22 protein-coding genes are annotated in these 22,708 nt (G+C 42.2%); 7 read left to right on the top strand and 15 right to left on the bottom strand.

The window, feature by feature from the left end; all coding sequences use genetic code 11:
* Positions 1-8 precede the first annotated feature (8 nt).
* The gene (locus tag QSJ46_RS06015) at positions 9-425 is read right to left on the bottom strand and encodes an Lrp/AsnC family transcriptional regulator (RefSeq protein WP_285604448.1); all 417 of its coding nucleotides are present in this window, start codon (positions 423-425) and stop codon (positions 9-11) included.
* Positions 426-540: 115 nt separating this feature from the next.
* On the opposite strand from QSJ46_RS06015, the gene QSJ46_RS06010 reads away from it, so the two are divergent.
* A complete protein-coding gene (locus QSJ46_RS06010) occupies positions 541-1,305 on the top strand; it encodes an MBL fold metallo-hydrolase (RefSeq protein WP_099662883.1) in 765 nt (254 codons plus the stop codon).
* 42 nt (positions 1,306-1,347) lie between these two features.
* On the opposite strand, the gene QSJ46_RS06005 is transcribed toward QSJ46_RS06010, so the two are convergent.
* Positions 1,348-1,680, bottom strand: coding sequence for a YckD family protein (locus QSJ46_RS06005; protein WP_107163982.1), 333 nt, complete (start codon positions 1,678-1,680; stop codon positions 1,348-1,350).
* Between the two features lie 181 nt (positions 1,681-1,861).
* Between QSJ46_RS06005 and QSJ46_RS06000 the strand changes: the two genes are divergently transcribed.
* Together QSJ46_RS06000 and QSJ46_RS05995 are read left to right on the top strand one after the other, a co-directional pair.
* The gene (locus QSJ46_RS06000; protein WP_047203936.1) at positions 1,862-2,734 is read left to right on the top strand and encodes a transporter substrate-binding domain-containing protein; all 873 of its coding nucleotides are present in this window, start codon (positions 1,862-1,864) and stop codon (positions 2,732-2,734) included.
* A 12-nt stretch (positions 2,735-2,746) separates the two neighbouring features.
* Complete coding sequence (locus tag QSJ46_RS05995; RefSeq protein ID WP_034283291.1) at positions 2,747-3,424, top strand: amino acid ABC transporter permease; 678 nt, start codon at positions 2,747-2,749, stop codon at positions 3,422-3,424.
* Positions 3,425-3,633: 209 nt separating this feature from the next.
* Here QSJ46_RS05995 and QSJ46_RS05990 read toward each other — a convergent pair whose 3' ends face one another.
* From QSJ46_RS05990 to QSJ46_RS05970, 5 genes are all read right to left on the bottom strand, one after another.
* Positions 3,634-4,932, bottom strand: coding sequence for an arsenic transporter (locus tag QSJ46_RS05990; RefSeq protein WP_269773304.1), 1,299 nt, complete (start codon positions 4,930-4,932; stop codon positions 3,634-3,636).
* A gap of 133 nt (positions 4,933-5,065) precedes the next feature.
* The gene (locus QSJ46_RS05985; protein ID WP_285604447.1) at positions 5,066-6,298 is read right to left on the bottom strand and encodes a PucR family transcriptional regulator; all 1,233 of its coding nucleotides are present in this window, start codon (positions 6,296-6,298) and stop codon (positions 5,066-5,068) included.
* Between the two features lie 126 nt (positions 6,299-6,424).
* Positions 6,425-7,972: an L-glutamate gamma-semialdehyde dehydrogenase gene (gene pruA, locus QSJ46_RS05980; protein WP_224930201.1), complete on the bottom strand. Its 1,548-nt coding sequence runs from the start codon at positions 7,970-7,972 to the stop codon at positions 6,425-6,427.
* 23 nt (positions 7,973-7,995) lie between these two features.
* Positions 7,996-8,913, bottom strand: a complete 918-nt coding sequence (locus tag QSJ46_RS05975; protein ID WP_047202098.1) for a proline dehydrogenase family protein — start codon at positions 8,911-8,913, stop codon at positions 7,996-7,998.
* Positions 8,914-9,074: 161 nt separating this feature from the next.
* Positions 9,075-9,845: a nucleotidyltransferase domain-containing protein gene (locus tag QSJ46_RS05970; protein WP_047202227.1), complete on the bottom strand. Its 771-nt coding sequence runs from the start codon at positions 9,843-9,845 to the stop codon at positions 9,075-9,077.
* Between the two features lie 92 nt (positions 9,846-9,937).
* Here QSJ46_RS05970 and QSJ46_RS05965 point away from each other — a divergent pair, with 92 nt between their 5' ends.
* The gene (locus QSJ46_RS05965) at positions 9,938-10,252 is read left to right on the top strand and encodes a hypothetical protein (protein WP_041088984.1); all 315 of its coding nucleotides are present in this window, start codon (positions 9,938-9,940) and stop codon (positions 10,250-10,252) included.
* 35 nt (positions 10,253-10,287) lie between these two features.
* Here the strand turns inward: QSJ46_RS05965 and QSJ46_RS05960 are convergent, their stop codons facing one another.
* Positions 10,288-11,244, bottom strand: coding sequence for an acetylxylan esterase (locus tag QSJ46_RS05960; RefSeq protein ID WP_107163968.1), 957 nt, complete (start codon positions 11,242-11,244; stop codon positions 10,288-10,290).
* A gap of 212 nt (positions 11,245-11,456) precedes the next feature.
* Here QSJ46_RS05960 and QSJ46_RS05955 point away from each other — a divergent pair, with 212 nt between their 5' ends.
* Entirely contained in the window at positions 11,457-12,242 is a 786-nt protein-coding gene (locus tag QSJ46_RS05955; RefSeq protein WP_212040257.1) for a carbon-nitrogen family hydrolase, read from the top strand.
* A 243-nt stretch (positions 12,243-12,485) separates the two neighbouring features.
* Here QSJ46_RS05955 and QSJ46_RS05950 read toward each other — a convergent pair whose 3' ends face one another.
* Entirely contained in the window at positions 12,486-13,403 is a 918-nt protein-coding gene (locus QSJ46_RS05950) for a LysR family transcriptional regulator (RefSeq protein ID WP_080967135.1), read from the bottom strand.
* A 117-nt stretch (positions 13,404-13,520) separates the two neighbouring features.
* Between QSJ46_RS05950 and QSJ46_RS05945 the strand changes: the two genes are divergently transcribed.
* Complete coding sequence (locus QSJ46_RS05945; protein WP_285604446.1) at positions 13,521-14,294, top strand: class I SAM-dependent methyltransferase; 774 nt, start codon at positions 13,521-13,523, stop codon at positions 14,292-14,294.
* Between the two features lie 225 nt (positions 14,295-14,519).
* Here the strand turns inward: QSJ46_RS05945 and QSJ46_RS05940 are convergent, their stop codons facing one another.
* The 5 genes from QSJ46_RS05940 to QSJ46_RS05920 all read right to left on the bottom strand — a co-directional run bounded on the left by QSJ46_RS05940 (position 14,520) and on the right by QSJ46_RS05920 (position 19,810).
* The gene (locus QSJ46_RS05940) at positions 14,520-15,896 is read right to left on the bottom strand and encodes an MFS transporter (RefSeq protein WP_285604445.1); all 1,377 of its coding nucleotides are present in this window, start codon (positions 15,894-15,896) and stop codon (positions 14,520-14,522) included.
* A 120-nt stretch (positions 15,897-16,016) separates the two neighbouring features.
* The gene (locus QSJ46_RS05935) at positions 16,017-17,024 is read right to left on the bottom strand and encodes a LacI family DNA-binding transcriptional regulator (protein WP_039176360.1); all 1,008 of its coding nucleotides are present in this window, start codon (positions 17,022-17,024) and stop codon (positions 16,017-16,019) included.
* Positions 17,025-17,101: 77 nt separating this feature from the next.
* On the bottom strand, positions 17,102-18,049 hold the full coding sequence (locus tag QSJ46_RS05930; RefSeq protein ID WP_075612341.1) for a dihydrodipicolinate synthase family protein: 948 nt from the start codon (positions 18,047-18,049) through the stop codon (positions 17,102-17,104).
* A gap of 344 nt (positions 18,050-18,393) precedes the next feature.
* Positions 18,394-18,951 carry a shikimate kinase gene (locus QSJ46_RS05925; protein WP_003214270.1) on the bottom strand — a complete coding sequence of 186 codons (558 nt, stop codon included), beginning with the start codon at positions 18,949-18,951 and terminating at the stop codon, positions 18,394-18,396.
* Positions 18,952-19,036: 85 nt separating this feature from the next.
* On the bottom strand, positions 19,037-19,810 hold the full coding sequence (locus tag QSJ46_RS05920) for an IclR family transcriptional regulator (RefSeq protein WP_285604444.1): 774 nt from the start codon (positions 19,808-19,810) through the stop codon (positions 19,037-19,039).
* 148 nt (positions 19,811-19,958) lie between these two features.
* Between QSJ46_RS05920 and QSJ46_RS05915 the strand changes: the two genes are divergently transcribed.
* Positions 19,959-21,317, top strand: a complete 1,359-nt coding sequence (locus QSJ46_RS05915) for a hypothetical protein (RefSeq protein WP_285604443.1) — start codon at positions 19,959-19,961, stop codon at positions 21,315-21,317.
* 44 nt (positions 21,318-21,361) lie between these two features.
* Here QSJ46_RS05915 and QSJ46_RS05910 read toward each other — a convergent pair whose 3' ends face one another.
* Positions 21,362-22,675 carry an MFS transporter gene (locus tag QSJ46_RS05910; RefSeq protein ID WP_039176349.1) on the bottom strand — a complete coding sequence of 438 codons (1,314 nt, stop codon included), beginning with the start codon at positions 22,673-22,675 and terminating at the stop codon, positions 21,362-21,364.
* Positions 22,676-22,708: the final 33 nt, after the last annotated feature.

Here is a 22,708-nt window from a genome sequence, read left to right as displayed (position 1 = left end):
CTCTTCGATTATTGATGAATGAGACGTTTAACCGCAATAGACAGTTTGTAATTTGCGTAATTTGTCAGCTCCGTTAAAAACTGATCAAGCTCATCATGACTCGAGAAATGTCCTTCAGCCATATAACAGCCCTCACCACTTATTTTGAACAAATTCTTGATTTCTTCCTTTTCATAAAGAAACGACAGAAGTGGTTCATGATGATGACTACGGGTATAGAGCTGCAAAAATGTTTGAATCGTCTTTTGCGTCTGCCAATCAATTGAAATGGTATATGCTTCGGTCACGCCTTCTTCTTCTAGCTTTAACACCCGATTTGCAACAGCTTGGCCGGTTAAATGAACTTTTTCACCTAGAGCTTTCATCGTTAATCGGCTATTCTTTGATAGTTCTTTTAAAATATTCATATCTGTTTGGTCTAGCATTGGCTCACCTCTTTCAAAAATCAAGCTCTTCCGATAAAAGACTTTCATGATCCTCTGTCACATAGAACTCTTTTAATATACTGTAAACTTAATCAGAAAAAAAGGAGGCCTTTTTATGAAAATTACACTCATTCGCAATGCTACTTTATACCTTCACTATGGTCATTCAACTTTTTTAATCGATCCCTTTTTGGCAGCAAAAGGAACATATCCACCGTTCCCTCATACAGCCAATCAACATTTGAATAACCCTATTGTGGAGCTTCCTGTAAACATTGATTTAGACAGTCTATTACACCCAGATGCTGTCTTACTCACTCATTTACATGTGGACCATTTTGACGATGAGGCCAAAAGGAAATTAGCTCAAGATGGGCCAATTTATACTCAATCGGAGAAGGATCGAAAAGAAGTTGAAGAAGCTGGATTTCAGCATGTCACATGCATTGAAGATGAAATGGACATTTGCGGCGTTCATATTAAACGTACAGGTGGACAGCACGGAACGGGAGAAACGGCGAAGCGGATGGGACAGGTGAGCGGTTTTGTTTTCTCTCACCCTGATGAACCTACCCTTTATATTGCAGGTGATACCATTTGGTGTGATGAACCGAAAGAGGTTGTGAATACATGCAAGCCGGACGTCATTGTGGTCAATAGCGGAGCTGCTCAATTTTTAGAAGGCGATCCGATTACCATGACTAAGGAAGAAATTTTAGACATTCACCGTTCTCAGCCAAAAGCTCAAATTGTCGCCTGTCATCTTGAAGCTGTGAATCATTGCTTGTTAACAAGAGCTGCTTTAGAAGCTTACATTCAAGAGCATCATGCAGATCAAGCCATTTTTGTCCCTCAAGATGGGGAAAGTCTCACCTTCTGATCACAATAAAGAACCGGCACCTCGCTGCCGGTTTTATCATTATTATGGGCGATGGTTCTGTGGTTTTTTCAGCAATGGAACAAATCCGTTCTTTTTCAAATGATTGTAATGCTCATCCATTCGTTTCGTGATGTGTGTGCCTTGTTCCTTTGTTAACACGCCATACTGTACATATTTTTCAATGACTGCTTTTCGTTTAGAAAGAATTTGCTGCTCAAGGATTTCAATTTGTTTTTGTTGTTCTGCTGTTAATTTCACTTGATGTGTCACCGGGCGCTTTTCCATTTGAGGTGTTTCTCCATGAGCCGTTTCTATCTGAAAACCAAATAACAGCAACATCGACAAGATGATTATCAAACCACTTATTTTTTTCATCATTGTTGTTCCCTCCTTTATTCGCCTTTATTTTGCGCTCACTTTCCTTTTTTATACATTATTTCAACACGCAAATTGCTTATAATATTCTTACTTTTTCACTTTTCTTCTGAAAACGTTGTCCTATCAGAAAAAGCGTGCTATGTTTTGTTTTGTATCAAAAATAGAGGAGGATTCTTAAATGAGTCGTTTTTATCATAAAAAACCTATATGGATCATGCTTGTTGTATCTGCTTGCATCCTTATCATGTCTGCTTGCAGTCAATCAGGCTCATCTCAATCTGGAGACACAAAGTGGGATGAGATTAAAAAGAAAGGGAAAATCGTGGTTGCAACTTCAGGCACCCTTTATCCAACTTCTTATCATGATACTTCTAATGGCAAGGATCAATTAACTGGCTATGAAGTAGAAGTTGTCAAAGAAGCGTTTAAACGTCTTGATGTGAAAGTAGAATTTAAAGAAATGGGTTATGACGGGATGCTGAGCGCCATTAATTCTGGTCAAGTGGATGCCGCTGCAAATGATATCGACATCACAGATGATAGAAAAGACAAGTTTGCCTTTTCAACCCCTTATAAATATTCCTACGGAACGGCTATCGTACGGAAAGATGATTTATCAGGCATTAAAACTTTAAAAGATTTAAAAGGAAAGAAAGCAGCAGGTGCTGCCACGACGATTTACATGGATGTCGCTCGTAAGTACGGTGCAAAGGAAGTCATTTATGATAATGCGACAAACGAGCAATACTTAAAGGATGTTGCAAACGGCCGAACAGATGTCATTTTAAATGATTATTACTTGCAGACACTGGCTCTTGCTGCATTTCCTAAATTAAATATTACGATTCACCCTGACTTGAAATACATGCCGAATGAACAAGGTTTTGTCATGAAGAAGGATAACAAAGAGCTTCAAAAAGAATTGAATCGTGTATTAAGCGACATGAAAAAAGACGGAACAATGAAAAAGATTTCTGAGAAATTCTTTAATCATGCAGACGTCTCAAAGAAAATTGATGCTGATGTCGAAGATGTCGACATTTCCAAATAAGGAGCCGCAATCGTGGGAGATATTCATTTAGAATATATATTTAATCCTGCACTGGCAAAGGCGTCATTTCCGTTTGTCATGAAAGGAATTTGGCTGACGCTGCTCATTTCCTTTGTGAGCATGTTTTTCGGTACCATTCTTGGTTTTTTTATCGCTCTTGCCAGGATGGCGAATTCATGGATTCTTCGGTTGCCTGCACGGCTGTATATCTCATTCATGCGAGGCGTGCCCATTCTGGTCATTTTGTTTATTCTTTATTTTGGGTTCCCTTATATCGGCATTGAGTTTACAGCGGTCACTGCCGCCATTATTGGGTTCAGCTTCAATAGTGCTGCCTATATTGCAGAAATTAATCGGGCGGCCCTCTCCTCTGTTCCAAGTGGACAGGTGGAAGCCGCTAAATCATTAGGTCTCAGCTATTGGCAAACGATGCGCGGTGTCATTTTGCCTCAATCCGTCCGCATCGCCCTGCCGCCATTGACCAATGTCATGCTTGATTTAATTAAAGCTTCCTCACTGGCAGCGATGATTACTGTACCAGAGCTCTTCCAACAAGCAAAAATTGTAGGCGGACGAGAATTCGATTATATGACCATGTATATTTTGGTTGCACTCATTTACTGGGGCATTTGCAGTGTCGTCTCATTGCTTCAGGACTTTTTAGAAAAACGCTATGCGAAATATCTGTAGCAAAAAAAGAACAGATCTCATGGATCTGCTCTTAGATTGTTGACAAAGGGCTAAAATGATCTTGATTTTAGCCCCTTGTCTTCCTTTCAACGTGATAGAAAACCTTTGCAGCCCTAGGAAGGGCGAGTACCGGAGCGGAGCGAATTTGACATTCGTGAGCACCGGAGCCCAGACCTGACACCGAATGCGAGGGTTTGACTACACGATGATTAATGAATAAGCCATAACCACACATATAACCCGAGTAAAGTGAGGATCAAGGTTGGGATGGTCAGGATGATTCCGGCTTTCATGTAAGCCCCCCAAGAGATATGGACGCCTTTTTTCTTTAAGACATGAAGCCACAGTAATGTCGCTAATGAGCCGATTGGGGTCATTTTCGGTCCAAGGTTGGAGCCGATGACATTGGCATAAATCAGTCCGTCTCTCATGACACCTACTGTATCTGTATGTCCAATGGCAATCGCATCAATTAAAACGGTCGGCAGATTGTTCATCACAGAGGACAGCACTGCGGCAAGCACACCCATAAACATCGTTCCTGCAAGCAAGCCATGTGATGCCCCTTGCTCGATCCATGCCGCCAATATTTCAGTAAGACCAACATTTTTCAGTCCATATACAACGACATACATACCGATCGAGAAAAACACAATGGACCACGGTGCTTCTTTGATCACTCGCTTTGTCGCCACTTGCGGACTTCTTCTCGCCAGCCACAAGAAAGCAAGAGCAATCCCGCCTACAATAATGGACACTGGAACACCGATCAGCTCGCCCGCAAAATAACCAACAAGCAGACAGCCGAGCACATACCAAGACAAACGGAACATACGGATATCTCGAATAGCTGATGCCGGCTCTTTCGCCTGTGACAGATCGTAGGTTTTTGGGATAAGCTTTCGGTAAAACACATACAGAACCAGCATGCTCGCCCCAAGCGACACAAGGTTTGGCACGAACATATTTGCTGTATATTCTAGAAAACCAATATGAAAATAGTCGGCTGATACGATATTGACCAGGTTACTAATGACAAATGGCAAGGAGGTTGTATCTGCAATAAAGCCGCTTGCCATCACAAAAGGCAGCACCATGCGTTCATCCAGCTTCAACGCTCTCACGACAGATAAGACGATTGGGGTCAAAATCAGTGCCGCTCCATCGTTGGCAAAAAAAGCAGCCACAACAGCGCCGAGCAATGTTAAATAAATAAACATGCGGACACCGTTGCCTCTTGCGGCTTTTGCCATATGCAGTGCAGCCCATTCAAAAAAGCCGATCTCATCTAAAATTAACGAAATGATAATAATACCAATAAAAGCAAAGGTGGCGTTCCATACAATTTGCGTAACTTCCCACACATCGCCCAGATGAACGACGCCAAAGGCAAGCGCAAGAATGGCACCCCCACATGCTGACCATCCTATGGTGACACGTCCTGGCTGCCAAATGACAAGGACGAGGGTCATGATGAAAATCAAAATGGCTAAGGTGACTGATCCCAAAGGTGGCCCCCCTTTCATTTTTCTCATAAAATCTTTATCTATCATACAACGAAATACATCAGTTGTATGCCATTTTCGCATTTCACATGAAAATCCGCAGGTGATCCCGTGCACCTGCGGATTCCATCATATATTATTGATCTTTTTTCATCAGCATCAATTCAATAAATAACTCACACCGCTGGCTAAAATGACTTAAGTCGATCGACGTCATGTCAAAAATTTGTTTCATTCGATAGTTTAATGTATTTTGATGAATAAACAACTGCTCCGCTGCTGGCTTTAGCTTGCAGTTATTCAATAAGTAGACTTCAAGCGTTTTTAAAAACGAAGTTTGACTTTCGCGGTCTTTTTCCTTCAAACGTAACAAATCTGGATTGAAGTCGTTTTTCTTTTTTTGATGGCTGTAAATGGAGTCTAAAAACCGGAAGACCCCTAAATTCTCATAATCGTATGGAATCAGTTCTTGTCCTCCAACAATTTTCACTGCCTTGACGACCTCTATCGCTTCAAATCGACTTGTACTCATTTTCATGACATCACGATACTCTCTTCCCATTCCGATATACAAAGGGGAGGGATGCGCATGCGTTTTCGATTGCAGATGTACGATGACATCAGCGGCAGTCGCTTTCGGTGAGTGCCGATCTGACAGGCTGCCTAATATAACAACGATATCTGCTTGAACCGAATAGACGTGATTCACTTTATCCTCTAGCTGCAAATACGTTCGAATGACATCCTTCACATCTTCTGCCGTCTCACTTTTGTTATCGGCAGCGTGCACGACCATGACGGTAAATACGGCTGGCAGTGGAATGCTTAAGTTCTCAGCCTCCCATTTCAGCTCTTCTTCTGTATAAAAATGATCATCCATGACCTTTTTGAAAAACTCTTCAATCTTGCCTTCCTTTTTCTCAAGCTGTTTCTTATTCTTGTATATCACTTTTCCAACCTGAAAGGAAGCTTCGTGTAAAAATTGCAGCTCTTCCTGAGTAAGGGAATCCTCAATGTCCTGCACCCAAATAAAGCCTACTACCTCTTGTTTATGCTTGGCGCTCACAGCCACCCGCCGATTAAATCCGAGCTCGTCATGACCGCTCACATAAAAAGGCTTTGATTCCGCGAAAAGCCGCTCGATTACCCCTGTTTTCTTTAACCAATCGACCACAGCCCCCGGACATTCCTTGGAGAAAATCGTTTGCTGATTGACCGGGTCAAACTGCTGAATGCTGTAAGAATTATAAGCAAGGAGCTGACACTCTGTGCTTTCTAAAATGACTGGCTTCTTTAAATACCCGCTAATAAATGCAATTAATTTATCAACATCAAAAAATGTATGAAGCTTTTCTAATATCTCTTCCATCCCGATTGCTCCCTGATTAAGTGATACATTTATCATACTTCTTTCCAGTCAGATTTGTATAGAAACAAGTCGCAAGCAGGCAAAAAAAGCATGAACCCATCAGTGCAGGTTCATGCTTTTTCCATATTAAAACATTTCACTAATCGTTTTTGCCTGCATGTGCAGAGCTAGGTAATCTGGACCGCCTGCTTTTGAATCCGTTCCTGACATTTTGAAGCCGCCGAATGGGTGGTAACCAACGATGGCACCTGTGCAGTTACGGTTAAAGTAAAGGTTCCCCACATGGAACTCCTGCTTCGCACGGTTGATGTGATCACGATTATTCGTAATGACAGCCCCTGTTAAACCGTATTCTGTGTTATTGGCTACCTCAAGTGCTTCATCAAAGCTTGAGACTTTCGAGAAAGCCAACACTGGTCCAAAGATTTCTTCTTGCATTAAACGGGAAGTCGGCTCAAGATCTGCAAAAATGGTCGGGTGGATAAAGTATCCTTCCGAATCATCACTCGTTCCGCCAGTGACTAAGCGGCCTTCCTGTTTGCCAACCTCGATATAATCCGTGATCTTGTCAAAGGACGCTTGATCAATGACAGGTCCCATGTAAACATCCGCAGAAAGCGGATTGGCTGTTGTTTTCGTTTCTGTGATTTCCTTCACTCGCTCAACCACTTTGTCATACAGCTTCTCATGGACGACTGCCCGCGATCCAGCTGAACATTTTTGACCTGAAAACCCGAAGGCTGATGTGAAAATGGCATTAGCCGCTAATTCAACATCTGCATCCGCATCAACAACTACTGTATCTTTACCGCCCATTTCAGCAATGACACGTTTTAAATGCTGCTGGCCCGGTTGCACTTTTGCCGCGCGTTCAAAGATACGAGTCCCTACTTCTCTTGATCCAGTGAATGTAATCAGACTTGTTTTCGGATGATCTACTAAGTAATCCCCAACCTCTGCACCGCTTCCTGGTACAAAGTTGACAACACCCTTTGGAAGACCGGCTTGCTCAAGCTCTTCCACAAAACGGGCTGCAATGACAGGCGTCGCACTTGCTGGTTTTAAAACAACTGTATTTCCAGTGACGATTGGCGCTACTGTTGTTCCTGCCATGATGGCAAATAAGAAGTTCCACGGCGGAATGACGAGCGTCACGCCAGTTGGTGTGTACACATATTGATTGCGTTCCCCTTCGCGGCTGTTCACTGGTTTGCCTTTCGCCAGCTCCAGCATTTGACGAGCGTAATACTCTAGGAAGTCAATCGCTTCTGCTGTATCTGCATCCGCTTCATTCCAAGGCTTACCCGCTTCTTTTACAAGAAGGGCTGAATACTCATGCTTTTTACGGCGAATGCTTGCCGCAGCACGGAATAATACGCCTGCTCTTTCTTCAGGAGACGTATAGCGCCATGTTTCAAATGCTTTCGCTGCTGCTTGAACCGCTTGTTCTGCCTCTTCCTTCCCGGCCTTTGAGACGGTTCCAACCACTTCATCCTTTTTCGCTGGATTGATTGAAACGATCTTGTCTTTCGTTTCAATTCTTTCTCCATTTATCACGAGCGGATAGGTTTGACCAAGTGATTCTGTTACTTTAGCTAATGCTTGTTCAAACGCTTTGCGGTTTTCTTCCTGGCTAAAATCCGTGAATGGTTCATGCTTGTAAGGTGTTGTCATTTTTGTCACGCTCCCGTTTCAAATTATTTTTTCGTCATTCCTTTTAAAGCAAAGGCAATGTTTGCCGGCCGTTCTGCAAGACGTCTCATGTAGTAGCCATACCACTCTCGTCCATACGGAGTATAGACCCTCATTTGATAGCCTTCTTTCACAAGTGCTTGCTGCGTTTCTGATCTCATGCCGTACAGCATTTGAAATTCGAACTGACTTGTCTGTATATTGTGTTTTTTCACAATATTTTTCGTGAACTCAATCATTCGATCGTCATGTGTCGCAATGGCTGTATAGTTCCCTGAGAGCAATTGCTTTTCGATCAGCTTTTGATAATTCTGATCGACGTCTTTTTTGTTTGGATACGCCACTTCGGCGGATTCCTTATAGGCACCCTTTACAAGTCTTAAAAATGGTTGCAGCTTATTTAGGTCATCAAGATCCTTTTCTGTTCTGTACAAATACGCCTGCAAGACCGTACTGACATACTCATATTGAGATTTCATCTCTTTAAAAATGTCCAGCGTTTTTTGACAGCGCTGTTCATCCTCCATATCAATTGTCACCATGATACGGTGTTTCTCTGCCGTATCTAAAATCCTTTTCATATTGCGATACACAAGGTCATCGTCAATATCCAGGCCAAGTGATGTCATTTTGAGTGACACGTGAGAATTGAGTCCCGCCTCTGCAATCCGCTGAATGGTTTGAATACACTCAATCGTCCGTTCATTTGCAATTTCTTCCTTTGTGACAAACTCACCAAGGTGATCAACTGTCACAGCCATTCCTTGGTCATTTAATCGCTTGATCACAGGGATCGCACTCTCAAAGTCCTTCCCTCCGATGATTTTCTTAGATGCAACAGCACTTCCCCAATTACGAGCAATATGGTTCAAGAGACTGCTCTTTGACAAAAACAAGAAGAAATTTCTTGTGACCGACTCCATAAAGGGCACCTCCCACTCTTTGTAAGCTATGTCTTTATTGTAAGGCTCATAAGCTGTCCGCTACAATATTTGAAGATGACAAAAATTCTGACTTTTTTTGTGGTTTTATCACAATAACAGATAAAAAAGAGCCTGCCGCGATCCGGCTGGCTCTTCCCTGCTTACGCCCACACCTCATCAAGGGTAGACTGCAGCAGCTCATTTAATTCTTGCATCAGGTTGTCTTTCGGCTGATTGTAGCTTTTCACCAATTCATCAAATCGCGCGAGCTCTTTGTCGATAAATGGATGGACATAAGCGAGGCGGTTCTCTACATCCATTTCTTCGCCGTCCATTTTACGTTTGAGCAGCTCATGGATTTCCGCTAAAAGCAGTCCTTCCTCCATTAGTTCCTCGAGCAGTTCATGAAAGTCCATCGGCGGAACCGTCCGGTAGCGTTCAATCCACTGACAGGCAAGCAGCGGACGAAGCACATAGAAATACTTCTTGATTCGCACCTGCTCTCCTCGTAAATGCCTGCTTTCATTCCGCTTCGCCATATTGAGGTAATGATACATCAATGCTGCAGGATAAAACGCTTGATCCTTTAATTCTCTTAGCTGCTTTGCCAACGAGAAGGATTCTGCATAGATGATGTCAGAAGACAGCCATTCCATGATGGACGGATTCGATTTATTGAATAAGCGAAGTGCCTTTCTAAGCTCCCAGCCGCTTATATCAAGCATGTCATCAATCGGCCGTTCAATGACATCACGATGCTCTTCCATCGCCCAATACCATTCTTTCCGAGGAACATATAAAAAACGAACATCATAATCACTATCAGTCGAAGGAAATCCCCAAGCTCTGCTGCCTGATTCGACCGCGAGGCAAATCTTGACGTCATACGTTTCTTCTATGATTTTCAGCTCTTCCTTGATTCTCTCTCTCATCATCCATCAACTCTTTCTATAGAATTCTGCATGACTTCTTCATGTTTAGGGAAAATACGAATAAGACATATAAGAAAAAGGAGTTGGATCTCATGTCTATATCTCGCATCATGAAATGGATCACCGGGATTTTTGAAGCCTGTCTTGCCATCCCTGTCATTGGAGGACTATTTGTGATCAGCAATGGCTATACACCGCTCATGGTCATGCTTATTCTGCATATTATCACACTCGTCTTATCGAAGCGAGACCAAGGACCAATGATTGGCAGCATCATTGGGATTATCACATCCTGCCTCGCCTGGATTCCGATACTCGGATTCATCCTGCATATCATCACAGCTCTTGCCCTGATTATCACAGCGTTAGTGCCTGATGAAAAAACGAGGCAGAATACGAGTTATTAAAAAAGAGGCCCTCCTAGAGCGGCCTCTTTGTTCTTTTATTTGAGCAAATGCTTTTGTAAGAAGGCGAGCTTCTCTGTTTGAAAAGCCGGGATATATTCGTGTCCAAAATAGCGATACACCTTTAAGTCTTTATCTGTTTCTAAATGGTTGTATGCCGCAAACACAGTAGATGGCGGGGTTATTTTGTCAATCAGCCCGATCGCCATCAATGTTGGCTGTTTGACCCATCCAGCTAAATTGATTAGATCAAAATAGCTTAATGTCTCAAATGCCTTTTCTTCCACTTTCGGATCACTATTTCTTCGAAAGTATGAATTGATTTCTAAATAAGGCTGCTCCAATGCAACGTCCACTGCACGCTCGAAGTTTGATAAATAAGGGTAATCTGCCACGACGGCCTTCGGAATATCTGAAAGGGCTGCAGCTGCAACCGCTAATGCACCTCCCTGGCTCCCACCAATCACGCCGATCCGTTGTTTATCCACTTCCGGGAAGGACTGAATGACTTCGAGTGCACGAACCGCATCTAAATAAACACCGCGATAATAGTAGGTCTCCTTTGATAAAATGCCTTTTGTCATCCACCCTAAAGCGTGACCGCCTGGTGTCACTGCCTGATCTTCACTGCCGCCTTGACCGCGGACGAGCATACCAAATGTTGCATAGCCGTGCAGCGCCCAGTTGACGATGTCGTGAATGCCGCCGTCATAGCTGGCATTATAGCCATGATAACGAACGAGCGCTGGGTGCGGACCTGATTGATCTGGTACCGCGTACCAGCCTTCAATACGAGAATGATCAAAGCTTTGATACGCCAGGCGGTACACCTTGACGCCTTTCACTGGATAGTCATAAGGTTCAAGTGTTGGCTTTGCCTCCACTTGGCGCAGTTTTTCGAGCGATTTCTTCCAAAAGTCTGAGAAATCAGGACGTGCTGTTTTCTTTGGTTTATATTTTTTTAGCTCTTCTAGTGATAAATCGAACAATTGCATATCATACTATTCCCCTTTGTTTTATTAGTTATGAGTATCATACCACTCATTTCTTGATTGAGAAAGTCATTTAACAAAACCTTCTGACATTTCTATTGGCAAAGATGATGGAAACCTTTATGATAAAGAAACTGGCCTTGAAGACTAGAATAAACCATTACATACATTCATGGATGTACCCATGATATATAGCGAATAAAGGAGGAACCCGTATGAAAATCGCCCTTGTCCAAATGGACGTACAAATTGGAGAACCTGAAGTGAATTTTAAAAAAGCAGAAGCGTTTTTAGCAGAAGCGGTCCGCGAGCAGCCGGATCTGATCATTTTACCCGAAATGTGGAATACCGGCTACGCCCTTGAACAAGCCGATCAGCTTGCGGATGTAAACGGTGAACACACAAAACAGCTCTTCTCCTCCTTTGCCCGCAAGCACCAAGTGTATCTCATCGCAGGCAGTGTGTTAAATAAGCGGACAGAAGATGAAAACATCACCAATACAATGTATGTCTTTAACCGCCAAGGTGAGCTTGTGTTAGATTATGATAAAATTCATTTATTCCGCTTAATGGATGAGCACAATTATTTAACCGCTGGTGATCAGCTTGGTTTATTTGACTATAGCGAAGATGTAACGATTGGTGCGATGATTTGCTATGACCTCCGCTTTCCGCAGCTTTCCAGAACACTTGTGAACAAAGGAGCGAAGGTGCTCGTCAATACGGCGCAATGGCCGTCAGCAAGAGTGGACCATTGGCGCAGCCTGCTCATCGCAAGAGCGATTGAAAACCAGTCATTTATGATTGCTGTAAACAGAACAGGCACAAGCAGAGACACAGAATTCCCTGGACACTCCATGGTGATTGACCCACTCGGCCGCATACTGCTTGAAACACGCGATGACGAAGACATTTATTATGCGGAAATTGATCTTCAGCTAGTGGATGAAGTCAGGCAGCAAATTCCGGTTATGACGGATCAGCGTCTGGACTTATATTAAAAAGCAGGGTGCTCCCCTGCTTTCAGCGTGTAGACAAACCCTCGCATTCTTTGTCAGGTCTGCGCGCCGGTACTCACGAATGTCCAATTCGCTCCGTTCCGGTGCTCGTCCTTCCTAGACTGCAAAGGTTTTCTATCACGCTGAAAAGAAGACAAAGGGCTAAAATCTAGATCATTTTAGCCCTTTGTCACCAATCTTAAAGCAGGGTGCTCCCCTGCTTTTTGCGTTTAATTAAACGTTTGTTTAAGCTTTCCCTTGATTCTGATAAAGGTCCATGAAGGCTTGAGCGGCTTTCGTTAAATACCTTTCTTCCACATATGCAAACACAAGTGTGCGGGTTGGGCATGAATCAATTTGCAAATAAGTGACTTGGTTCCTATCCACTTGTGCCATCATTTTCGGCACAACGGTCACCCCTAGTTCGTTTTTGACCATTGCCTGTGCTGTTTGAATATGACTTGTTTCAAAAGCCACTTTTGGCTGAAAACCATGATGACAGCACAGTTCAGTGACCACTTGCCGAAAACCGTATCCCTCTTTCAGCAAAATAAATGGGATACCTTCAAGAAGCCGAAAGGGAACGATTTCGTGACCGGTCTCTTTTTGCCCTGCTTGCTCAATGATCTCGTTCAATTCCTCTGATAACCAGGGCTGAGCAGCTTGCGGAACTGCAAGAAGGAGCGGCTCGGTCAGCATTTGTTTCGTTTTCAATGATTCGTGCTCGACAGGCATCGATAAAATAGCCAAATCCAGCTTTCCAGCCAATAGAAGTTTTTCGAGCTCACGTGGAGACTCTTCTATCAGTTGAACGTGAACATGAGGATACGTTTGACAAAAAGTTTTTAATAAACCGGGCAAGACATATCCCCCTGTGACTGCTGGCGCTCCAATGTTCAGCTCTTTCCCGATTTCATAAGCTGCTTCTCCCATTTCACGCAGCAAATCATCTCTTTCCTTCAAAATATTCTCTGCCCTTTTAATGAATCGTCTTCCTTGAGGTGTGGGCGTTACTTGTCCATATTTTCGAATAAATAGTGCTGTGTCTAATTCCTCTTCCAGCTTCTTTATTTGCTGGCTTAGAGAAGGCTGTGCAATGTGAAGTTGACCCGCTGCTTTTGTAAAACTTTGCTGCCGGTACACTTCTATGACATATTCCATCAGTCGTATATCCACTTTCATCACCTCATAGGCTTTAACTATTCATGCCATATCTTTTATGTCTTAGACAAATAACAGAAGGAATTCTACGATAAAGAGACCACAAAGGGGGAAAAGAAAATGAATCCATATGCTAAAGCAGAGAACCAATTCTCACAAAATGCCGAGAACTATCGAGATTCACCTATATTTGCAGCTGGAGAAGAGCTGGAATGGATGAAAACAACAGCAAATGCGAAGGGACATGAGCATTTACTTGATATTGGCTGTGCGGCAGGACATACCATTTTTTCCTTTTCAGACGTTATCTCTAAAGGGATCGGCATAGATGTCACACAAAAAATGATCGAGGTTGCAGCAGCACTTGCGGAAGAACGCCAACTGAACCACATTACTTTTGAGCAGGCAGCCGCAGAAGCATTGCCCTTCTCTAATGAATCATTTGATTTAGTGACGTGCCGATTTGCCGCTCACCATTTTCCAGACCTTCCGGCAGCCATGTCTGAAATCAGCCGAGTCTTAAAAAAAGGCGGCCAATTTCTGCTCGTCGATCATTATGCACCTGAAAACACTGAACAGGATTCATTTATTAATCACTTAAATAGACTGAGAGACCCTTCTCATGTGCGAGAAAGCTCGTTATCAGAATGGAAAGAGCTTTTCGCAGCAAACCAATTGACTCAAAACGAGATTCGTTACTGGGATCTGCACATTGATTATCAGGACTGGATTATACGTGGACGCACACCAGAGAACGTTCAAAAGGAAATCATTTCCCACCTTCAAGCCGCAGACCCTGACACAAAGCAGCTGTTTCAGCTTCAATTCGATGAACAGCATCAGCCCATTTCTTTCTGTTTAAAAGCTGCATTGCTTCAAGGAATCAAGCATTAAACTGATAGAAAAAGTCTACCATCGTCGGTAGACTTCTTTATTTCAAATATACATCTTCACAGGTATTGCTTTTTACGTTCGTGACACGTCCCTTCTCACGACAAGGAGGGCTACATCATGTTTCTATTATATGATAAATGAACGGAGATAGGTTAGGCATTTTAGATTCTCTGAATAAAAAAGAACCTACCCTCTTTGGAATAAGTTCTTTACTGCAAACGTAACTTACGGTGCAATATCCTCTAATACTTTCTCGCGCGTTTCTATCATTTTAAAAGCAAGAATTGCTCCCACTACAGTCACACTTGCAAAAAGAATAAAAATAGTTGAAACACCGCTTACCTCTAAAATAAAACCTATCATAATAGGAGCGATCGCTGAGGCCAGCCTAAGCCACGCTGTAGCAAATGCCGTTCCAATCACCCTCATACGTGTTGGATAAATTTCAGGTGTATATAGATAGAGAAGAACTGTAATTGTTCCCATCATTCCGTAAGCAGCAGACCCTAAATAGATGACGCTTTCTGGAGAAGTCGCTCCGCTGATCCATAAAGCCGTTAATAAAACACCTGTTAATACAAATGCAATGGTTGCCCAGCGCTTCCGTCCTACTTTATCAATTAAAAATGCACAAGCGAATACCCCTATGGTCTGTAAAATATTTGTGAGAGATGCTGCCCTTAATGAATCTCCGACTGGCAAATGGTAAACAGTATTATAAAGACTCGGTAACCAGTTATTTAAACCATTCGATACAAAGTAGGCAGAAAACCATAGTCCCCATACGATCAATGTTCTCTTACGGTAAAAAGTTGAAAATAGCTCTTTCCAGTCGCCCTTTTCAGTACTGCTGGATACTTGATTTGCGACAGGCATTCGTTTGTCAGTACTAGCTTCAATTTCTTCAATAATTCTTTCGGCTTCATCTAACCTGCCTTTCGAAATAAGCCACCTTGGCGATTCACGCAGCATGAAAAAGAATACAAAGACGATTAAACCTCCAATGCCTCCAATCAAGAACATCCATTTCCACCCAAAGCTAGGTACGACAAATGCGCCAATTTGAGCTGAGATCATTAATCCTAATGGAAAAATCATCTCATAAAGCATAAAAAATCTACCTCTTCCTTGGGCTCTGGACAACTCATTAATATATGAGGCTGCTACCGGCACCTCTCCTCCAACTCCAATTCCTTGTATAAAACGGAAAACAAAAAGGGCCATAAAATTACCTGAAAATACACATGCGATACTCATAATAGACATGAGGAACACCGTCCACTTTGCACTAAATACACGGCCGCGCCTTTCTGCTAACCATCCAAAGAAAATAGCACCAATCGCTTGTCCGATATAACCAGACCCAATAAGAAGGCCAATTTGTGCAGGTGACAAATTCCACATTCCGATGAGAACCGGGAGAACAAACGCTAAAGATAGCGCATCAAAAGCATCAAAAAAGGTAGCAGATCCCATAATGATCCGAGGTTTTAAATGCCACCTCGAAAAAGGTACACTTTCCATCCTAGTCAATAGTTGTGAAGCTCTATCAACAACTTGTCCACCGTGAGAATTTGAATTTCCGCTGAGTTCTAACGTCATAGTATCTCCTCCTTATTAGAGGAAATGATGCAAAAGTACATGCCGAAGATCGCTAAAGAAATCGCTTACATTTTAAATCAAGAGAATTTCTGTAGCGTTCATACGAGTTTTCAGCATCTATCAATTCTTTTTTGGCGTTCCAGTGGTGCCACGATCTATATAATACATAGGGAAGATATGCTCCATCGCTTCTAACTGTTCTCCTTCCAATAACTGTGTTAGTAAAGAAACAGCTTTTCTTCCCATTCCAACTAAATCAACATGAACAGAAGATAAAGAAGGGGTTAGAAAACTTGCAATAGGCACATCATCAGCACCAACGACAGACAAATCATGAGGTATTGACACATTTGCGTTATCTGCCGCTTTCATGACCCCCATCGCCAAAAAATCTGAAGAGCAAACAACTCCAGTCATGTGCTGGTTTCCTTGAAGAAATTGAGAAACCACTTCTACTACTTTTCCCCCATCAAATTCATCTAACTCAAACACAAGCTCTTTGTTCATTGTTAATCCTAAACTTTTCAGTGTACGCTCGTACCCCTTGTAATACCTCACACTATGCATCGAACTCATTGGACCATTGACCAGCCCAATGGTTCGATGACCTTTATCAAATAAAGCCGTTACAGATTGACAAACACCTTCTTCATCATCTGGCCTGACACATGGAAATGGAGAATCCTCTAAGTAACTTCCGACAACGATAATGGGAATAGCCAAACTTTTTAACCAATCCATGCTCAATTCTTCATTTCTTGGAGAAAATAAAATGGCACCATCTACAGCCTGCGTCTCAAGTAATCGCTGCTGTTGTACAGATGTAAATGACATCAGCATATTGAATTCGGTCTCATCTAATTCCTTCGCTATTCCATCTAAAATCGTTGAAAAAAATGGATTATTCAAAATATATGAACCGCGGGGAACCACTACAGCGATATTCCCAGTCTTTCTTTTAACGAGCCCTCTCGCTCCTAAATTAGGACGGTAGCCTAACTCATCAATCACTTGTTTGATTCTTTCAGCCGTTTGAGCACCTACTCCTGGTTTACCACTTAATACTCGGGAAACAGAAGCTATAGATACTCCTGCTTTCAATGCGACATCTTTAATACTTACTGACACATTTCATACCTCCGGGAGTCTGTTGTTTTATACTCTATTATAACCTGACTCACCTTCATCATGAAATCAATGGTCTGTTATCTACTGACGTTTTCCTTAAGCAAACCAACACTTTGAAGGCCCTGACGAATCTCTTCTTTTTCCTTTTGAGTTAAAGGTAATACCGGCTTCCTCGCAAGCGAACTGCTGATCAAACCTCTCTGGAACATTGCTTCCTTCATTCGCAGATGAGAGGTAGAGGAAGGTTCATCCATTTTATACACAGCATGCTTTAATTCAAAGATTCTATCGTACACTTTATTAGCCGCTGCAAGGTCTTGTTCTTCCACACATTTGACAAGTTCAGCGATCAAATCCGGCACAAAACAGCCGAAACCGACAAGCGCCCCATCAATCCCTTGAACTAATGTTGGCAATAAATATTCATCGTGACATGTGAGCAACGATACATCTGGTGCATGCTTTTTTAGTGCGCGCACATCGACTTCATATTGCGCCATGTCTCTTTGACCGATTTTAAATGAGACAACGTTTGGAATCTCGGACATTTCTAATAATTGACTGGTTGTATAAGAGGTTTTTGTCCATGTTGGATATTGATGGACGATGATTGAAATGTCAATTGCTTCTGCAACATCTTTAAAGAATTGGACAGGTGATTCAGGCTGCATACCGAATCTCAGCCATGAATGCGGCGGCATGAGAAGAATACCTTCTCCGCCAGCTTCTTGAACTGCTTTTGCATGCTGGATCGCTTCAATTGTCCCTTCAGCTGAAACCCCAGAAATGACAGGTACCTCTCCCTTTAATTCGTCGGCTGCAATGCGCACAGCCTCAGCTCGTTCATGTGGCAGCAAAGTCATAATCTCGCCAGTATGTCCATTGACAACAATCCCGTTAATCCCTTCGTGCTCCGCCACCCAGCGAACAAGCTTACGAAAAGCAGGTTCATCAATTGAATAGTCATCTTTAAAAGGAATTAAGACTGCCGGGAATACACCGCTCCATTTTTCTTTATTTTTCATCAACAAATTCCTCCCCATTCGATTATAGTAAACGTTTACGGTAAGCGTTTACGTAAACAATCATAGAATGTCATCAGCAAAGATGTCAACACTGTTTTTTTAATATTATAATAATTCAAAAAACTATTATGGAATTTTAGATACTATTTTATTTTTTCAAAAAAGAAAAAGATCTATATCAAAAACCTCATCATCATGAACTGATTGAAGTAGGATCACCGCTTTTTCCGAACGGCCATACACCAAATAAAGGATAAAAATATTTTGATTGTCAAAACATCATCATATGTGCAAAAGGGAAAGGAATCAATAGAAAAAAGTCTACCCTAAACGGTAGACTTTTTTTATTTCGAATATAAATCCCAGCCAAGCTTGAGTGTGTCCACAATATAATTGGCGACTTCCTCAGCCTCTAAATGATCTGTTTCCACTCTGGAGTTATGAAGAGAATAAATTTCCCGGCGTTCTTCAAACAGCTCTTTCATCTCATCAAGCGTCCGGTTGTGAAGAACAGGACGGTTTTCAATTAAAATATCCAGCCGCTGCTTCCAATTCTCCCAAGACAGATCAAGGAAAAGAACGGTACAATGCTTCAAGCAGGCGCGTTTGATTTCTTCCTGTTTGAATGCACCGCCTCCAAGGGAAACGATCTTGAGCTGTGTATGTTCACATAAATCGACGATATAATCCTTTTCAGCCTGCCTGAAGAATGCTTCTCCTTTTTGTTGAAACATCTCTGGAATCGTCATGTTGTACTTTTTCTCAATCTCCTGATCGACATCAATAAAATCTCTATATAGCTTTTTGGCAACCAACTGCCCAATGGTTGTTTTTCCAACACCCATAAAGCCAATGAGGACAATATTCCGCTGTCTTACAGGAATTTCTCTATTGATTTTCATGGTCGTGACACGTCCTCCCTACGACAAGGAATGCTACATAATGTTTCTATTATATGATAAATGGAGCGCGAAAAGATAGACCATCTTAAAAATTGTGTTTAACGACGTAGCCGAGCTGTTCAGAGAGCCTCTGTGCTTGTTCTTTCACTTTTTGCTGCAACTGGGGAATGACTTCTTCAGTAAACCGATGGGTTGGACCAGATATGGATAAACAAGCTTTCACTTCCCCATGAATATTAAAGATTGGTGCCGCTACTGCCGCAGATCCTACCTCTCGTTCATCGATACTGCAAGAAGTATACGTGTCAAGAATATGTTTACGTTCCTTTTTCCAGTCGTCTCCCATCACATGATCAACCTCAGCCGCAAATACTTTTTGTTGAAATTCTTCACTTTGAAATGCCAATAATACCTTTCCGCCTGCACCTGCGTATAATGGCAGCTTCTCACCAATCTTGACAAGATGCCGAATCGATTGCAGCCCTTCCGCTTGTTCAATACAAACCCTGCTTGTTGAATCGAGTACATACAGGTTGACGGTTTCCTTTGTTTCATCACGAAGTGCGTACATGAGTGGTTTAGCCAGTTCTCTCAATTGAATGGACTTCCCTGCAATGTATCCGAGAAGATAAAGCCTTTGACCCAATCGGTATTTCATTGTTTCTTGATTCTTTTCCACAAAATGATTCATTTCAAGTGCCTTGAGCAGTCTCGTTGTCGTAGACATTGCTAAATTCATCTCTTTTGAAATATCCGTTAGCGTCAGCTCTTGACGTTCTTCACTAAAACAAGAAAGAATATCCAAAGCGCGCTGAACCGTACGCAGTCCTGATTCTTCTTTTGACTTCTTATCAGCCATGTTCACTTTCTCCTTTTCCCCTTTGATTTCTTATCGACATAAACGATCGATTTTGCTATAATCCATTTTAAATGTTCCACTAAAAGAAAACAAATTCTACTAGACGGAATAAAATCAATTGAAAATGTTTGATGGAGGAGATATTTGAATGTACCTGGTCGTTTTTACACTTCTGATTAGCTTATATATTGTTCATCAACTATTTCCTGCTCCCATACTCTCCTACTTTGTTGGTCTGCTGGCCGCTATCTCGCTCACCATTTCTTTTAAGAAAGCAAGTGGGCTTTATTTGAAAACAGGTGCTGTGTTTCTCATCATTGGTTTGTTCTTATTCTTCTTGTCCGGCCAGCCATTGCATACGTTTGTTCTTCACTTTCATTCCATGCTAGGCTTGCTTTCTTTGTTTTTCATGCTGCCTTTTATTCATTCTCTCATACATGTTGGACATTTCGATACACAATTAAATAAACTGCTCACACTGCATACAACGAGTCCAAACCAGCTTTATCGCAAGAGTTCATTTGTCACTCATATTCTTGGCATGTTTTTAAATATCGCGACGATCCCCTTACTATATACATCACTCAAACCGTCGCTGGAATCCCTAAAAAAACAGGTGCAGCAACATCTTTATACACGCAACCTCTTAAGGTCATATGCATTATGTTTAAGCTGGAGTCCTGTTGAAGTGCTAGTCAGCGTCACCATTGATGCAACCAAACTAAAATATTATCAAATTGCACCCATTACTTTTGGTTTAATGATCGTGGTGCTGGCGGTAGATTGGATGCTTTTTTCTCGGCAAAGCAAACGATTACCAAACATCATTCAGTCAGCACAAACAAACTCCAACCCTCATCGAATTAAGCGAAAAACCCTTCAGCTCGCTTTCATGCTGCTGAGTTTTATGACAGCCGTCTCACTTGTCGATGCATGGATTGGAAAAGGCTATTTATTCGCTGTGGTACTGACGATTATTCCATTTGCTCTATTATTCTCATCTGTTATCAAAAAAAGAAAACAATATATAGCGGTCTCTGTGCCTCATTGGAAAGAAAGAACCAATCAGCTCTCCAACTATATGTGTCTATTTTTAAGTGCCGGCTTCTTTGTCGATATGCTGCTTGCCACAAACAGTATGCAGCCGATTCAAGCATTTATTGTTAGTATAGCAGACCATGCCATTTGGGTTTATTGTGTCATCGGGTTGTATTTTCTGATCACCGCTCTTTGCGGTTTTCACCCGCTCGTCTCGCTTGCTTTATTAGTCAGCATGATGACACCTGTCATTCATGAACTGCCTGCTCTTCCCATTGCTATCATGCTGATCGTTGCTGGCACATCAACTGTTATGTTTAGCCCTTTTAATGTTTCTGTCTCCTTATTGGCAGATTTGATGAAGGTCAACCCTTACCGTATCACTCGGTGGAATATTTGGTTTGCTGGCTTTTATATCAGCATGGGTATCGCATGTGCAACAGTTATCACCGTTATTTTTTATTCATAAAAAAAGAGAACTCGTCTTGATTTGAGTTCTCTTTTGCTTTCCCACTACGGTTTCAATTGAATACGTTCAATTTTACCTACGATGAAAATGTACGACAATGCCCCGCCTAATGCGACTAAACTGACGAATAAAATTCCCCCGTTGTAAGAGCCTGTCGCCGACACGATGAATCCGATAATCAGCGGAGTGATGATCCCAGCTAAATTAGCAAAAAAGTTAAATACGCCGCCAGCAAGCCCAACCATTTCCCTCGGTGCCACCTCGGACAGCATCGTCCAAGAGATATTAGACAGCCCTTGCGCAAATGAAGCGATGGATAAAATGGTCAGCACAAGCGGGATATTCGTTGTAAAGTTTGCTAAAACAATGGTACTCGTCATCAGCAAGCCAACCACTACCGGCAGCTTTCTCGCTACATTCACTGATACGCCCTTTTTAAGCAGCCAATCAGACACATAACCTCCAAACAAGACCCCAAAGAATGCAGCAATATAAGGAAGAGAAGCAGCAAAACCTACCTTGAGAAACGCCATGTTTTTCGCCTCTGCTAAATAGGTCGGAAACCATGTTAAAAAGAAAAAAAGTGTAGACGCAACAGAGAATTGGCCAATATAGAGCCCGATCAATTTACGATATTTCAGAAGCGCGGCAAAGTCTGCCCATTTCAGCTTCTCCTGTGATGCGACGGTCAGCCCTTCGCCTTGCCGGATTAATTCTAACTCATCTTCATTTATCTTCGGATGCTCTTTCGGTTCGTGATAATACTTGTACCAAAAGAAAGCAAATATGATACCGAGCGCACCTGCCGTAATAAAGACGGTTCTCCAATCGAAAGTCGTCATGATCCAAAAAAGAAGAGGTGTCGCAAATGCAAGACCCACATACTCTCCAGCTGTGTATACTCCTGTTGCAAAAGCCCGTTCCCGCCTTGGAAACCATGTAGTGACAATACGATTATTTGCAGGAAATGCGGGAGATTCTGTAATCCCAATAAACAAACGGCAGCCAAATAAAAAGGCAAAGCTGTTCGCAAACGCTTGTAAGCCTGTAAAAATAGACCAAGTAACGAGTGATATCCCATACGTTACCTTTGAGCCAAATTTATCGAGAATAAAACCGCCTGGAATTTGCATCGCTGTATATGTCCAGCTAAATGCCGAAAAAATCAGACCTAATAAAGCAGGATTTAATTGCAATGAAGATTGAATAGCAGGCGCAACAATGGACACACTGGCTCGATCAATATAATTAATAGCGGTAATAAAAAACAACAGAATCAATATGCCAAAACGGGCTTTCGTTGGTTTCACATATGCGGGCTGCAATTCATTCCCCTTCAGTTCTGAATGCACTTTCATAACCATCCTCCTTTGTTTCCGCAGCGTGCGGTT

Source organism: Bacillus sp. YKCMOAS1 (assembly GCF_030268125.1).
In the GTDB taxonomy this organism is placed as follows: domain Bacteria; phylum Bacillota; class Bacilli; order Bacillales; family Bacillaceae; genus Bacillus; species Bacillus safensis.
The sequence above is the reverse complement of the archived record's forward strand: the minus strand, read 5'-3'. Positions and strand labels throughout refer to the sequence as shown.